Annotated in this window: 12 protein-coding genes; 2 read left to right on the plus strand and 10 right to left on the minus strand. The window is 53.0% G+C overall.

The window, feature by feature from the left end; translation table 11 throughout:
* Positions 1 to 6: 6 nt before the first annotated feature.
* A complete protein-coding gene (locus AB1611_15010; protein MEW6380901.1) occupies positions 7 to 2220 on the minus strand; it encodes a carboxypeptidase-like regulatory domain-containing protein in 2214 nt (737 codons plus the stop codon).
* Between AB1611_15010 and tsaA the strand changes: the two genes are divergently transcribed.
* The gene (gene tsaA / locus AB1611_15015) at positions 2178 to 2885 is read left to right on the plus strand and encodes a tRNA (N6-threonylcarbamoyladenosine(37)-N6)-methyltransferase TrmO (protein MEW6380902.1); all 708 of its coding nucleotides are present in this window, start codon (positions 2178 to 2180) and stop codon (positions 2883 to 2885) included. The genes AB1611_15010 and tsaA overlap by 43 nt on opposite strands.
* A 90-nt stretch (positions 2886 to 2975) precedes the next feature.
* On the plus strand, positions 2976 to 3311 hold the full coding sequence (locus AB1611_15020; protein MEW6380903.1) for a hypothetical protein: 336 nt from the start codon (positions 2976 to 2978) through the stop codon (positions 3309 to 3311).
* A 40-nt stretch (positions 3312 to 3351) separates the two neighbouring features.
* On the opposite strand, the gene pyk is transcribed toward AB1611_15020, so the two are convergent.
* From pyk to AB1611_15065, 9 genes are all read right to left on the minus strand, one after another.
* The gene (gene pyk, locus AB1611_15025) at positions 3352 to 4764 is read right to left on the minus strand and encodes a pyruvate kinase (protein MEW6380904.1); all 1413 of its coding nucleotides are present in this window, start codon (positions 4762 to 4764) and stop codon (positions 3352 to 3354) included.
* Entirely contained in the window at positions 4761 to 5987 is a 1227-nt protein-coding gene (gene tyrS / locus AB1611_15030) for a tyrosine--tRNA ligase (protein MEW6380905.1), read from the minus strand. The genes pyk and tyrS overlap by 4 nt, the downstream gene beginning before the upstream one ends.
* A gap of 130 nt (positions 5988 to 6117) precedes the next feature.
* Positions 6118 to 6636, minus strand: coding sequence for a hypothetical protein (locus AB1611_15035; GenBank protein MEW6380906.1), 519 nt, complete (start codon positions 6634 to 6636; stop codon positions 6118 to 6120).
* 93 nt (positions 6637 to 6729) lie between these two features.
* Positions 6730 to 7185: a cytochrome c gene (locus AB1611_15040; GenBank protein ID MEW6380907.1), complete on the minus strand. Its 456-nt coding sequence runs from the start codon at positions 7183 to 7185 to the stop codon at positions 6730 to 6732.
* Positions 7186 to 7294: 109 nt separating this feature from the next.
* A complete protein-coding gene (locus AB1611_15045) occupies positions 7295 to 9070 on the minus strand; it encodes an ABC transporter ATP-binding protein (protein ID MEW6380908.1) in 1776 nt (591 codons plus the stop codon).
* Between the two features lie 8 nt (positions 9071 to 9078).
* Positions 9079 to 10845, minus strand: coding sequence for an ABC transporter ATP-binding protein (locus AB1611_15050; protein MEW6380909.1), 1767 nt, complete (start codon positions 10843 to 10845; stop codon positions 9079 to 9081).
* A gap of 76 nt (positions 10846 to 10921) precedes the next feature.
* Complete coding sequence (gene bshA, locus AB1611_15055; protein MEW6380910.1) at positions 10922 to 12046, minus strand: N-acetyl-alpha-D-glucosaminyl L-malate synthase BshA; 1125 nt, start codon at positions 12044 to 12046, stop codon at positions 10922 to 10924.
* Positions 12047 to 12080: 34 nt separating this feature from the next.
* The gene (locus tag AB1611_15060) at positions 12081 to 12467 is read right to left on the minus strand and encodes an FxsA family protein (protein ID MEW6380911.1); all 387 of its coding nucleotides are present in this window, start codon (positions 12465 to 12467) and stop codon (positions 12081 to 12083) included.
* Between the two features lie 126 nt (positions 12468 to 12593).
* The gene (locus tag AB1611_15065; protein ID MEW6380912.1) at positions 12594 to 14174 is read right to left on the minus strand and encodes a hypothetical protein; all 1581 of its coding nucleotides are present in this window, start codon (positions 14172 to 14174) and stop codon (positions 12594 to 12596) included.
* Between the last annotated feature and the right edge of the window lie 17 nt (positions 14175 to 14191).

Below are 14191 nucleotides of genomic sequence, written 5' to 3' on the forward strand. Positions count from 1 at the left end.
TTCCGCTTAACAGGAGTTTTTTTTTCCCGTAACATAATCCTCTTCGACCGTAGGCCGGGTGATTTCCAGAACACCTGAATTGGTAATAATGATTTCATCCCTGCCCAGGATGTCGTTGTTGAGGTCATAGGCCAGAACGGTAAAGGTCGTTTTCCCCAGCGGCAGGGAGGCATTATACGACCAGACCGTGGTATTGGCCTGATAACCGGAAAGCACCTGGTCGTTGACCAGTATCTCGGTGGTGTCGGGTGAGGTCTTTCCTCCGAGGAGAACCTGCTTTCTTTTGGTCTGATAGGTGGGGGCATCGGTGGGCTGGGTAATGAACAGATCGCCAAAGCTCTGGCTGAACAATATGGTTATGGAATCGGTCCCGATTTCTTCACCCTGGGCATTATAGGCCGCAACCACAATCTGGTTTTCCCCTGTTTCCAGAGAGATGGTGGTGGACCAGTTGTCACTTCCGGCCTGATATCCGGAAATGGTCTTTCCGTTGACACGGATCTGGCTGGTGCTGGAAGGAGTATCGCCGCCAAGGCTGAGTTGCTGATTCTCGGCGGTATATTGGCCGCTTTCGGTCGGCACTTTGATTATCAGAGTCTTATCCACGAATCCCGGCTGATAATTGATCGTGATGCCGGTTTCGCCAAGGAGGTTCCCAGCGATATCAAAGGCTTTGAAGGTAAAGTTGTTATCTCCCATAGCCAGCGTCAGGGAGGAAGTACTCCAGGAGACGGAGCCGGGAACATACCCGGCCAGGGGTATGCTGTTCATGGTCAAGGAGCTGGTCGATGAAGGGGCCTGCCCGCCGATAGATATTGTGGACTGGCCGGTCTGGTAATAACCGCTCGATGCAGGATTGATAATAGTGAGAGATCCCTCTCCCCCTCCTCCCTGGGTGGAGAGAATGGACAGGGAATCTGTCCCGACCACTTTTCCGGAGCCATCTTTGGCCGTAAAAGAAAAAAAATTGATTCCCTGGTGAAGACTGGCCGATGTCTCCCAACTGGTCTGGCCGCCTGAATAACCGCCAATCCTCACTCCATTGCTTTCGATAGTCGCTGTTTCAGGGGCCGTCAGCCCTCCTATGGTCAAATAAGCGGCCTGGGTCTCATAAGTGTCTGCATCCGCAGGATTGGTGATTTTAAACTTACCGGCAGAAGTTACCACGATCTTAATGCTCGATTGGCCAATACTCTTGCCGTCCTTATCGAGAGCCGAAGCATTGACGATGTTTTCTCCTATCTTCAAAGAAATGCCCGTGTACCAGCTCAGATCTGCGGGCGTGTAAGCGGAAACGGGCTTTCCCTGAACCGTCACCGAACCGGTATTCTGTGGCGTGATGCCGGAAACGGTGATCGAGGAGCGGGAGGTATACCAGGTTCCCTCATCGGGGGTGATGGGAGAAATGAAGGTAAATTGGATTTGTCCTTTAGTCAGGGTAATGTTTTTAACCAGCGCATCCCCCGGAGAGAAGACGACGTTTTTCTCGAGGTATGAATTGTAATTTCCTTTTACGGCCACCAGGGTATAGGTTCCTTCTATGACACCGGGCAGAGAGTAATTTCCTGAAGAGTCGGTCAGTGTCTGAAAAAAAATTTCGGGCTGGAGTCTGGAAACCAGACCCACGAGAGCGCTGGGCAGCCCCCCCTTCCCGGATTCGGATACGGTACCGGAGAGGGAAGCGAGGGACATCGTCGAATCCGAGACAGGAATAAAAAGGCTGTTGGCCGCAGTACCGATATTGACGCCCTGGGAGGAGGTTGAAGAGGCATGCTGATAGACCATGGTGCCGGGCAAAGAGGCGGGTTTCCTCAGCACGGTAAAGGTGGCGGTGAAAAGCTCGCTGCCGTGAGGGATCACCCGGTCATTGAAGCCGATTACCATTACCCTCAGCTTGTTGTCCCGGATCAGGTTCGAATACAGTGTTTTTTTGTTCTGCATGTCCGACGAGACTTTCACATCCCGGTCAGGAGAAATGGAGAGGATTTCCTTATCGAACAAAATGTCGGTCATAATACCGCCAATAAGCTCGTTATCCATATCGATGAGCATGAACCGTAAACGGACCCCGTCTCCGGGGCTGATTGACCGGCTCCCGGTGTTGACCGGCTCCATGCTCATCTTTATGGCCACGGCTGCATGGGTGGAAGAAATTCCCACGGAAAGCAGAAAAATCAGTGAAAGAAGGAAATATAAGAGGGGGATATCCCCTTGTTTCATGCGTCAATTCTCCTCTTGATCTGCAAATCTTCCCGGATTTCACCTCATCATTCCTTATCGGTTACTGCTCCCTTGCGACATCGGATGTTTCTGCCGGGAAGGAAGTTCTCCTGGCTCCTGCCCCCTGGATCCGAAGGATCAGGAAAAGAAAGTCGATAGAGAAGGTAATAAACCAGAAGGAGTGTTTGCCCACCGTGCTCATGGAATTGAAGGAAATCGGCGTAGTAATCTCGGAGATTAAAAGATTTACCCAGGTGCGTCATCTGCAGCGGAACGGATGGACCGCGGATACCTGCCAGATCAAGCTGAAATCACACTATAAACGAGGTCTGGGCGGATTGGAGGGATTCTCGCGGGTGATCATTCTGTATTGGATCAGCCAGCACAGGCTGTGGAAAATGCCCAAGGACAATCCCAAGCCCAAGCGAGTTAAAATCTTTGCCACCCGCATTCCGGTCCGGCCCAATCCTATCGGCCTGTCGGTGGTTGAGCTGCTCGATTTTTCTCCTGAAGATGGCACCCTGACCGTCAAAGGACTGGATGCCATTGACGGCACGCCAATTCTGGATATCAAACCTTACCTTCCCCATTTCGACAGTTATCCTGAAGCCACCGTGCCGGAGTGGATCGCCAGGTATCTGAGAGATGATTTCTCCGGAGAGTAACTGTGCAGGCTCTAAGTACATCAATTATTTTTGACTTCTATCCGAAAAGTAAGATATACTGTAGATATGGTAGCCAAGAGAGAAGGTAATATGCCAGAGCAAAATGAACCGAAACCGGAGTACTTCGAAAAGTACCTGGAAATGAGATTCCAGCGTATCGATGAGGCCATTATGCATATCGACCAAAAGGTCGCGCATATTGACCAACGGGTAGAACATATTGACCAACGGGTAGAGTATATCGACCAAAAAGTAGAGACAATCAAAGCTGATAACCAGACAACCCGCCGATGGGTAATCGGCACGGTAGTAGGGACGGGCCTTGTTGTGCTCTTTGGCATGGCTGCTATTTTCCTTTCCTTCGCCCAAATCCAAACATCATGGATGCAGCAGGTAATTTCTTTCGGGCTCAAAGCGATAAAGTAACCCGCCGTTTCAACTATAAGCATAGCATTGGTGCATATATTCAGATCCTGTCTGCCCTGATCAGATTGGTGGTCCCGGCCTCCTTGAGCGGCAGACCGGCAGTAAAGATCACGATATCGCCGCAGCAAACCCATCCATTGCTTTCGGCTATCTGCTTGGCCTGCAAAATCATGTCATCCAGGTCGGAAAAATCGGGCAGGAGAAATGGATGGACGCCCCAGGAAAGCTGGAGCCTGCGTTGCGTGGAGCTGTGCCGACTGAAGGCCAGAATGGGGACCTGGGGCCGGTATTGGGCAATCAGCCGGGCTGTCTGCCCTGATTCCGTAGGGGTAATGATCGCCCTCGCTCTCAGGTAATAAGCCATGTCATTACTGGCCTGACTGACAGCCTCCTCGATAGTCAAGGGCTCACAGCCTGCCTTCGGCTCCAGATTCCTCCAGAAGGGAAAGCTGTTTTCCGCCTCTCTGATGACGTTGGACATGACCTGAACGGTTTCAACAGGATATTTCCCCGCAGCCGTCTCTTCGGAAAGCATCAGGGCATCGGAACCATCGAGTACGGCATTGGCTACGTCCGCAGCCTCAGCCCGCGTAGGCCGGGTATTTTCCACCATGGATTTGAGCATCTGGGTGGCCGTAATGACCGGTTTCCCTGCCCGGTTGGCCTTTCTGATGAGCTGCTTCTGGATAGCCGGAACCTTCTCCAGCGGAATCTCAACCCCCAGGTCTCCTCTGGCAATCATGACTGCGTCGGCAACCTCGATAATCCGGTCGAAATTTTCAACCGCACTCCCCTTTTCAATCTTGGCGATAAGATTGGTCGAAGCACCTGTTTGCTTCAAAAGACTTTTGGCCTGACAAAGGTCTTCCGCTGTCCGGACAAAAGACAGGGCTGCAAAATCCACCCCCTGCTCGATCCCCCAGCGAAGATCCTCTTCGTCTTTGCAGGTAAAAGCGGGAATGGATGAAGTATCTCCCGGCAGATTGATTCCCTTGTGAGAGGCAAGAGTTCCCCCGATCACCACCCGGCATTCAACTTCATTGAGCCTTGTGGCAATAACTTCCAGTTGGATGCTTCCATCTGCCAGGAGCAGGGCATCTCCGGCTTTCATGCTCTGAATCATCAAAGGGTAGTTTACCGATACCCGGTAAGCATTTCCTTCCACCGGCTCCGTAGTCAGGATAAAGATGTCTCCCTGTTTGAGCAGAATTTCTCCTCCGGCAATGGAGCCGATTCGAAGCTTTGGCCCTGCCAGGTCCTGCAAAACAGCCACCGGCTTTCCGAGGGCATGCGATATCGACCGAACAAGGTCCAGGGTCTGCCGGTGCTCCTCCCTGGTTCCATGAGAGAAGTTGAGGCGGGCAACATCCATCCCTGACCGGATCAGCTTCTCCAGAACATCCGGGTTCCGGCTGGCAGGCCCGATAGTACAGATAATCTTCGTCCTTCTCATTTCTCTTCTCCCTGCCCTGCTTTGACCTTTAAAAATTTCCTCTTCCCGACCTTGATCACCCGTTCTCCATCTGCGGCAAGCTCCAGATTTTCATCGACCACCCGCTCACCGTCGATACTGACGCTTCCCTGCTTGATCAATCGGCGTGCCTGGCTGCTGCTGTCCACCGTGCGGGAATCGACCAGGATCCGGACAAGCCATACCCGGCTGCCCGGAGCGAGCGTATATTCAGGAACTTCATCCGGGATCTCCTTTCGCTGGTGAACAGCTTCAAAATGCTCTTCCCCTGTCCTGGCAGCCTCGGCTCCATGATATTGCCTGACAATATAGGCGGCCAGGTCCTTTTTCGCATCCCGCGGGTTCATAATTCCTTCGGCCATTTCCCGCCGCAGCCTTTCAATGTATGAGGCCGGATGGTCGGTGAGCAGGTTGTAATACCGGATCATCAGATCATCGGAAATGGACATGATCTTGCCGTACATCTGGTCAGGATCCTCATCGATGCCGATGTAGTTGCCAAGGCTCTTGCTCATCTTCTGTACCCCGTCGGTTCCTTCGAGCAGGGGCATCATCATGACCACCTGGGGGGATTGCCCCCAGTCCCGCTGCAGATCCCTTCCCACCAGCAGGTTAAATTTTTGATCCGTTCCCCCAAGCTCTACATCGGATTGAAGCATGACCGAATCATACCCTTGAATCAGGGGATACAGAAACTCGTGGATGCTGATCGGCATGCGGCTGGCAAACCGCCTGGAGAAATCATCCCGCTCCAGCATCCGGGCTACGGTCTGCCGGGCGCAGAGCTTAATCAGCCCCTCGGCGTTCATTTCGGACATCCACCGGCTGTTGAAGGCCACCGTGGTCTTTTCCCGGTCCAGAATCTTGAAAATCTGGCGCTGATAGGTCTCGGCGTTCTTTATCACCTCGTCCCTGGTCAGGGTTTTGCGGGTTTCCGATTTGCCGGTAGGATCACCGATCATGCCGGTGAAATCGCCGATTAAAAAAATCACCTCATGGCCAAGCCGCTGAAAATCCCGCAGCTTCTGAACCAAAACCGTATGCCCCAGATGTATATCCGGGGCCGTGGGATCAAATCCAGCCTTGATCCGGAGGGGCCTGCGGGTTGCCGCCGACTGCTCCAGTTTTTTCAGGAGTTCATCCTCAGAAATGATCTCCACCGCACCTTTGGTGAGTATTTCCATTTGTTCTTTTGGAGTTAGCATAGTCTTTCTTCTCTGTTTATAGTCCTTAATGTCAGGAAATGTTAATGAGGAGATATCAGCCACTGATCCATAGATCAGTGGCCACTGATCACTGACCACTGACCACTGGCCACTTTTTTCCTGTCCTGATTCACTGGCTCTTTGTCACCGGCTCTGTCGGGGCAGGTTGGCCTGTTACCCAGCGGGCCGGGCATCCGGCCAGTTCCTTGCAGGATCGGCAGCCAAGACAGGCATGTTCGGTCAAAAGGCCGGTAATAACCAGCACAAGCCCTGATCCCAGCCAGAGGCTTGCAGAATCCCTGATGAAGATGATCCGCCATGCTGCTCCGCCAAGGGGGAAAAGGCCGATGGGCAGCAGGAAAACATTGTGCCAGATGCCTTCGGTAAAGGCATGGCAGGTATCCTTGCGGTAGAGCAGGCCTGCCAGGAGCCCGAAACCGGTACTGCACCGCCGCCCGTGGTAGTAGCACCGGGTGCAGCGAAGGGCGGGCATAATCATGGTAGCTGCGGCCAGGCAGTAGAAGCCATACAGGAGGGCCAGGCTGTAATGCAGCCCCCCGAGGATCCACAGTCCGAGGCCGAGGAGGCTCAGGTTGAACATATTGCGCAGGATGGGGACATAGATCGGATAATTCTCTACTTCTTTCATACCCTCACGGAAAAACCGGAAGCCAGGAGCCGAAATGTGGTTTTTCCCTCCTGGCTCATGAATTCTGACTACTGTTCACTCTTCACCGGCCACTTATTTACCTGCCGATTTTCCTGGCGGCGATGGTAGAGAGTGGGCGTCAGGGGCAGTCGGATCTTTCAGGGTGGAGAGATATTGAACCAGAGCTTCAATATCCGCATCGGTGGGATCTTCCTCGAACATATCGATCCGTGGTTCCTCAAAGAGATGAGCTTTCAACCACGCCCGCAGGCTTGCCTGATCCCGGTGAACGGCTACTCCACCCAGATTCCTCGAATTATTCAGCGGTTTGCCTTTTCCGTCTCCGCCTTGTCCGTTGAGCACGTGGCACAGCAGGCAATTTACCTCATCGAAGATTTTTTTCCCCGCTGCTATCTGCTGGGATACCTGTTTGCTGGCATTCTGTGCCCCGTCGGCATCCGAAATGATCCCTCCGATAAACAGCGCAGTTGTCAAAAGCATGAGATTGAGAATAACCAGTTGGGAAACTTTGGTGGACCGAAATTGCATAGATCATCTCCTTTTCCTGAAGAACAACGGGGTAAATAACCGATCTGTCTGCAACCCTCTTTAGTTATACTTATCTGAATACAATAGATACCATCCTCTTGGTGATTTGTCAAGGCTTCCACACCAGGGTCTCGTACAGCTTTTTGTAGATTCCTCCCTTGAGCAGCAGTGTGCTGTGCGTCCCTTCCTCAGCCACCCTTCCCTTATGCAGGACAAGAATCTGGTCCGCATCGGTGATGGTGGACAATCGATGGGCAATGATAATAGAGGTACGGTTTCGCACCAGTTTTCGAAGAGCATCCTGGATCAGGCTCTCGGTCTCGGAATCGATGCTGGCCGTGGCCTCATCCAGAACCAGGATATCCGGACCGCCCGCCAGTGCCCTGGCAAAGGCCAGGAGCTGTTTCTGCCCGGCAGACAGGGTATTTCCCCGTTCGGTCAGTACCTGCTGATAGCCTTCCGGGAGCTGTTCGATAAAGGTGCTGGCATTTATATATTCGGCAACTTGCTGGACTCTCTTCAGGCTGACAGCCGGGTTTCCCAGGGTTATGTTATGGAGAATGGTGGTTGAAAACAAAAATGCATCCTGCTGAACCATTGCTATGGCCGATCGAAGCTCCTTGAGATCATACTCCCGGATATCCACGCCATCGATCAGGATCCGGCCCTGCTGAAAATCATAGTAGCGGCCCAGGAGATTGACGATAGAGGTCTTGCCCGCTCCTGTTGCCCCGACAATGGCCAGGGTCTTCCCCCGCGGCAGACAAAAAGAGATATCCTTCAGGATATAATTTTCCCCTTCATAGGCAAACCAGACCCGATCGAAGATAATCTCTTTCTGCAAGCCGGGAAATGGCCGCGGGCTGACTGACACCCTAACCTGCTGCCGGGTGTCCAGCAGGCCGAAAATCCGCTCCGCCGAGGACATGGTGGCCTGCAGCACGTTATATTTCTCACTCAATTCCCTGACCGGGCGAAAGAACCGCCCCATATACTCGATAAAGGCTACCAGAAGGCCGATAGTCAGGGTGCCCTCAAAAGCCCTGACCCCCCCGTACCAGATAATCAGGGCGGTTGAGACCGAGGCCAGAATCTCGATAAAGGGGAAAAAGAGGGCATAGTAGAAAACGGCCCTCAGATAGGCATCCTGGTGTTCGCGGTTGATCCGGTCAAAGTGGCCGAAGTTTTGCTTCTCCCGTCCGAAGAGCTGCACTTCTTTCATCCCGGTAATATTTTCCTGCAGAAAGGAATTGATCCGGGCGATTTTTTCCCGGGTATCCCGGAATGCCTGCCGCACGCCGGTCCTGAATTTCAGGCTGGCTGCAACTACCAGGGGGAGAATAGAGAAGATCACCAGGGTCAGGCGCACATTCATCCAGAGCATGACCAGGAGAATACCGAGCAGGGTCAGAACGTTCCCCAGCACCATCAGGATCCCATCCGACAGCATCTCGTTGATGACCTCGACATCGCTGCCGATCCGGGTCATGATCCTCCCTACCGGATACCGGTCGAAGAAGGAGAGGGAAAGAGACTGGACATGGTTGAACAGTTCCATCCGAAGGTCACGGATGACCCGCTGTCCGAGCAGTTGCGTGGCATAGCTCTCCAGAAAGCTCAATAATGACCTGAGCACAAGAGCCAGCAGGAAAATGACGCAGATCCGGGAAAGTCCGGTAAAATCCCCTGCTTTGATATAAGTATCGATGGCGATTTTAACCAGATAGGGGCCGACAAGCTCAAGACCTGCGCCCGCAAGGAGAAAAATCAGGGTTGTGGCCAGAAGGAGCCGGTAGGGGACAATGTAGTGCAAAAGCCGTCGGATCAACTGCCAGTCGTAGATTTTCCCCGCTATTTCGTCAGTCGGGAACTGTTGATCGTGCATGGCAGGTTTTAATCTTCCTCCTCAAGCTCCTGCCTCAGTAACTGCTTCTGATAGGTTTGGGCATAGAGACCGTTCAGGTTAATCAGTTCCTCATGGGTGCCCGATTCCACGATCCTTCCCTGCTCAAGAACATAGATCCTGTGGCAGTCGCGCACCGCGGACAGCCGGTGAGCAATGATCAGGCAGGTCCGCCCTTTGATCACCGGGCGGATCTTCTGCAAAATCTGATGTTCAGTTTGCAGGTCCACACTGGAGAAAACATCGTCGAAGATTAAAATCGAGGGTTTGCGGATGAGGGCCCGGGATATGGCCATCCGCTGCTTCTGCCCCCCGGACAGAGTGATACCCCGTTCGCCGACCACGGTTTCGAATTGGTCGGGAAAGCCTTCGATATCGTCCAGCAGGTGAGCGAAAAAGGCCGCTTCCCTGACCAGATCGGGATTTTCCTCAGCCAGGCTGAAGCCGATATTCTGCCTGATCGAGTCGGAAAAGATAAAGGTCTCCTGGGGAACATAGCCAATACCTTCCCGAAGCTGTTGTAAGGGAATCTGTTTGATCGCATGGCCGTCGATCCTGATCTCACCCCCTGAGACATCATACAGCCGGGGAATGAGATTGACCAGGCTGCTTTTGCCTGCCCCGGTCCTGCCGACCAGGCCGATCGATTCACCCGGCCTGATCCGCAAGGTTATATCCGAAAGGACCGGGGGGCCGTCGGGAGTATAGGCAAAATCGACATGGTCAAATTCAATTTCCCCCCGAAAGGGGCCATCGAGACTGCCGATGGTCTGCGGAACATCGCGGATTTCAGGCTCGATCCGCAGCACCTCGTTGATGCGGCCCATAGACACCGCTCCCCGCTGAAAGAGATTGATCACCCACCCAAGAGCCACTGCCGGCCAGAGCAGCAACCCCAGGTAGCCGATAAAGGCAGCCAGGCCGCCAATGCTCATCTTTCCGTGGATAACCTGAGCCCCTCCGATCCAGAGGATCAGCAGCAGAAAAAACCCGGTCAGAAAAGCCATCAGGGGGTGAAAGAGCCCGCCGACCTTGGCCAGTTGCATATTCCTGTGCAGATAGACGTCATTGGCCCGCTGAAACTCCCGGCCTGTCCACTCTTCTCTGGCATAAGCCTGAATGATCCGGATGCCTGAAAAATTTTCCTGGATCTGGGTGTTGATCAGGGAAAATTGTTCCTGCACCGCCTTGAACCGGATATGAAGGTGCCGGGAAATTTGCATGACTGCCAGAGAGACCAGGGGAAAGAGGATGACGATCGACAGGGTCAACTGCCAGTTGGTGGCGATCATGAAGCCAATGTCCAGGGGGAACAGAATCAGGGTATGGACCAGGTACATGATCCCGGGGCCGAGCAGGTTACGGACGGCGTTCAGGTCATTGGTCGCCAGCGACATCAGGTCCCCGGTCCGTTTTTGCTGAAAAAAGGAGAGGGAGAGGGTCTGAAGGTGTGCGAAAAAGTCATTCCGCAAAAGATACTCCACCTTCCGGGAAATGCCGATCAGGGTATTGCGCATCCAGAACCTGAAAAAACCCTGGATGAGAGCAAAGAGAACGATCAATCCGGCATAGCGCAGCACCAGGGACGGTTCGATCCCGGCCCTGATACCGTCAATCGCCTTCCTCAATACCCAGGGGATGAGCAGGGTGAAGATACTGGTCAGAAGAAGAGAAATAAAGCCAAAAACATAGGCCACCTTGAACCGGAGAAAATATTTCTTCAGACTGGCCAGCTCAGCAAGTGATTCAAACTTCATGATTCAAGATACTCTCCTTTTTTCTGACCACTGACCACTTCCTTTACTGGCCACTAACCACTGGCCACTTTCTCTATCACTCCTGCATAATCTGCTGGTAGTACTGTTCATATTCAGCCACTTTATCCTGTTCTGAAAACCGGCTTACGGCCAGATACCGCCCCCGCTCTCCGAGCTGGCGGCCGAGCTTTTCATCTTCCAGGATCGACAGGGCAAACCGGGCCATAGACTCGACATCTCCCTTATCGACCAGAAAGCCGCTTTGTCCGTCTTCGATCACTTCAGGCAAGCCCCCAACACGGTAAGCCACTACCGGCACCTGGCAGCTCATGGCCTCGAGTGCGGCCAGACCGAACGACTCGATTTCCGAGGGAAGTAAAAATACATCGGTGATATTCAGGATTTTCTGAACAGAACCGACAAATTTCAGGAAATGCACCTTTGCCGAAAGCCCCATTTCGAGGGCAAGTTTAACCGAGGTCGGCGTTTCCGGTCCGTCTCCCACCATCAGCAGCACGGCAGGAATTCGACGCTGAATGAGCTGAAAAGCCTCCAAAACGTCCGGAATCCGCTTGATTGTCCGAAAGTTTGAGATGTGAGTGATGATTTTCTCGCCGCAGGGAGCATATTTTTTTCTCCCTGCCAGACTTTGTGTTTTTATAAAGGTGCGGGTATTGACAAAATTGTGGATCACCCTGATGGGCCGGGAAAATGCAAACTCCTGCCGGGTAGTTTCAGCAAGATAATGGGACACGGCCGTTACCCCGTGACTGATTTCCAGCCCGAACCGGGTGATGCTCCGGTAGGAAGGATCCATGCCGACCAGGTTGACATCCGTGCCGTGCAGGGTGGTGATGATCCTGGCCGGATAGTCGTCCAGGGCTTTAAGTGCCAGATAGGCGGCCATAGTATGCGGCACCGTATAATGGGCGTGGATGATTTCCAGACCATATTGTTGAATCACCTCGATGATTTTTGCGGCCAGAGCCAGCGTATAGGGAGGAAACCTGAACAGCGGATAGGAAACGACCTCCACCGGATGAAAGGTGATTCCCCGGCTGAGCCCTGCCTGCAGGCGCACCGGAAGATGATAGCTGATGAAATGTACCGTATGCCCCCGGTCGGCCAGGAATTGACCCAGCTCCGTGGCTATAACCCCGCTCCCCCCATAGGTCGGATAGCAGACAATGCCGATATTCACAGGATATTCCTACTGGTGATAAAAAATGGTCACGTTATCGGTGAATGAAAAAAGTACTTTCAATTTTTCGCTGAAATCTGGAGCGCAGATACCTTTTTATGAGATTCCGAGTTGGCGGGATCAGAAGAGCAAAACCAAGGGCATCGGTCAAAAGCCCCGGCGTAAGCAGCAGGAATCCTCCAATCAGAATGCATATTCCATTTAAAAGCTCATCGGAAGGAAGATGCCCGCCGGCCAGCTCCCTCCGGATTCGGCTGATCACTCCAAGCCCCTGGTGCCTGGCAAGAGCCGCCCCCACAATACCTGTCATGATAGTCAGCAGGATAGTATTGAGCGCCCCGATCATGGTGCCGACCTTGATGAGCAGGGCAAGATCAATCATCGGCACAGTGATGAAGAGAATCAACAGCCAGAAAAACATGGTATATCTCCCTGCTTTTTCCTTATCAGCCTCAGTGCGTAGTATAGCATCAATGGGCAGCAGTAAGCAAATGTTATGATTCGAGAAGCCTGGAGCCTGTCGGAGGGGCGGGTTTCTTTATGAGACTCAGCCGATGAATTGCTCAAGCTTGAGTAAAAAGCCGTAGTTGAGCCTGGCAGCAAAATCTGCGACTTCCGGTGACAGGCTGGGCTGCCTGTCTGCAAGCTCACTCAGCTCCTTGAATTCATCCCTTACCTGCCGCAGATCCTCCGGCTCCAGAGTGATAAGGCCATGCATGACGATATCGATCGAGGACTCAAGATCGCTGTGCGAATGCAAAAGAGAGAGCTTTCCATTCCGGGCCATGCCCTCCAGAGAGAGGAGAAAGCCAATCCGGTCAACGGACTGGTCATTCAGCACCCGGCTCAGGTAAGAGGAAATGGCCTGGAAAAGAAGGTAAGTCTGACCCTGCATCAGGATGGGCTTTGGCCCATAATCCCACCGGGGATATTCCTGACCGTATTTCAAATCACCGGGGGGCGAAATTCCTGGCAGGAGATAGACTCCTGAGAGAGTTATCCTTGCCTCATGGGACCTGTCTTCCGCTATACTTACAACCTTACCCATCTGGCAGATCAGCGGATACCTTTTGAGAGAATCATCCAGGATATTGGCCGGATTCGCGTCAAGGCTTTCAAAGTCGCCGGTCTGAGGTTCAGCGAGAATCACTTCCTGGAAATTACTGTCCGGGGAAAAGGAAATCATGGCGTGACCCGAAGGCGGAGGAGCAGAACGTTCCCTCTTCGGAAGGTAGGGAGTCAGGGTGGTGTACAGGACGGCAGGGATCTTGTTGCAGAGCTTCTTTCTCTCCTCCCTGGTTTTTCCATCGGAGAAAAGAAAACGAAAATAGTGCTCATCTTCCATGTGTACCTCGCCGGGATAGAGCAGTAAATAGACCCTTTGCGAAAACTGAGAACAGTCGGATTTATCCTTTTCATACCGCCTCCAGTTTCTGTTGTCCGCCGCATACCTGCTGAAGAGGAATAAAAAGAAGTTGGTCCTGGCCTCCGTATTGGTGAAACAGGGCCAGATATAGTAATCGGGGTAGAACAGGTCAATTTCCTGATAAGCTGTTTCATACTCCCTCGTGCGAAAATAATCCGCAGACATACCTCTTCGGTTGAGTACCCTGAGAGCAGCCAGTAAATCTGCCGGTATGTTCTCTTTGGCAGACGCAGACGAAAGATCGGCCTTCTTCAGGGTGTAGCTATGATCGAGCGTATCGTAGTCGGCAATATCGGCCAGACTGGTTTCAGGAGGGGAATCGCCGGAGATACCGGAAATATCCGACTGGTTGACCTGGTTGGGATGATGGGCAAAAGAGCCATCCGGAGGGATCCTTTCTTCTTCTCCCTGGACGCCGGGGCCTCGATGCCGGGGAAGAGAGAAAAATTTGCGCAGTGCCTCCAGGGTTTGCGGGTCCGGCCTTTGTGCCCTTCGTTCCGGTGATCGTCCGGGCAGTGAATAAGGGCCTGCCCCCTGCCGGGAAACATCGCCTGTGCCTGGTTGCCTTCCGGCAGCATCCTGGAGAAAATCTTTCTCTCTACTCTTGAGCAGGCTCAAGAGAGTGAATGAAGCGCCCGCTCCCAGGAAGAACAGAAGGCTGATTAATGAAATCAGTCCGTGCCGCTGAGGATGGTTCGTCACTTGACTCCTCGTCCTGT

The sequence above is a fragment of the bacterium genome (genome assembly GCA_040755755.1).
Lineage (GTDB): Bacteria > SZUA-182 > SZUA-182 > DTGQ01 > DTGQ01 > DTGQ01.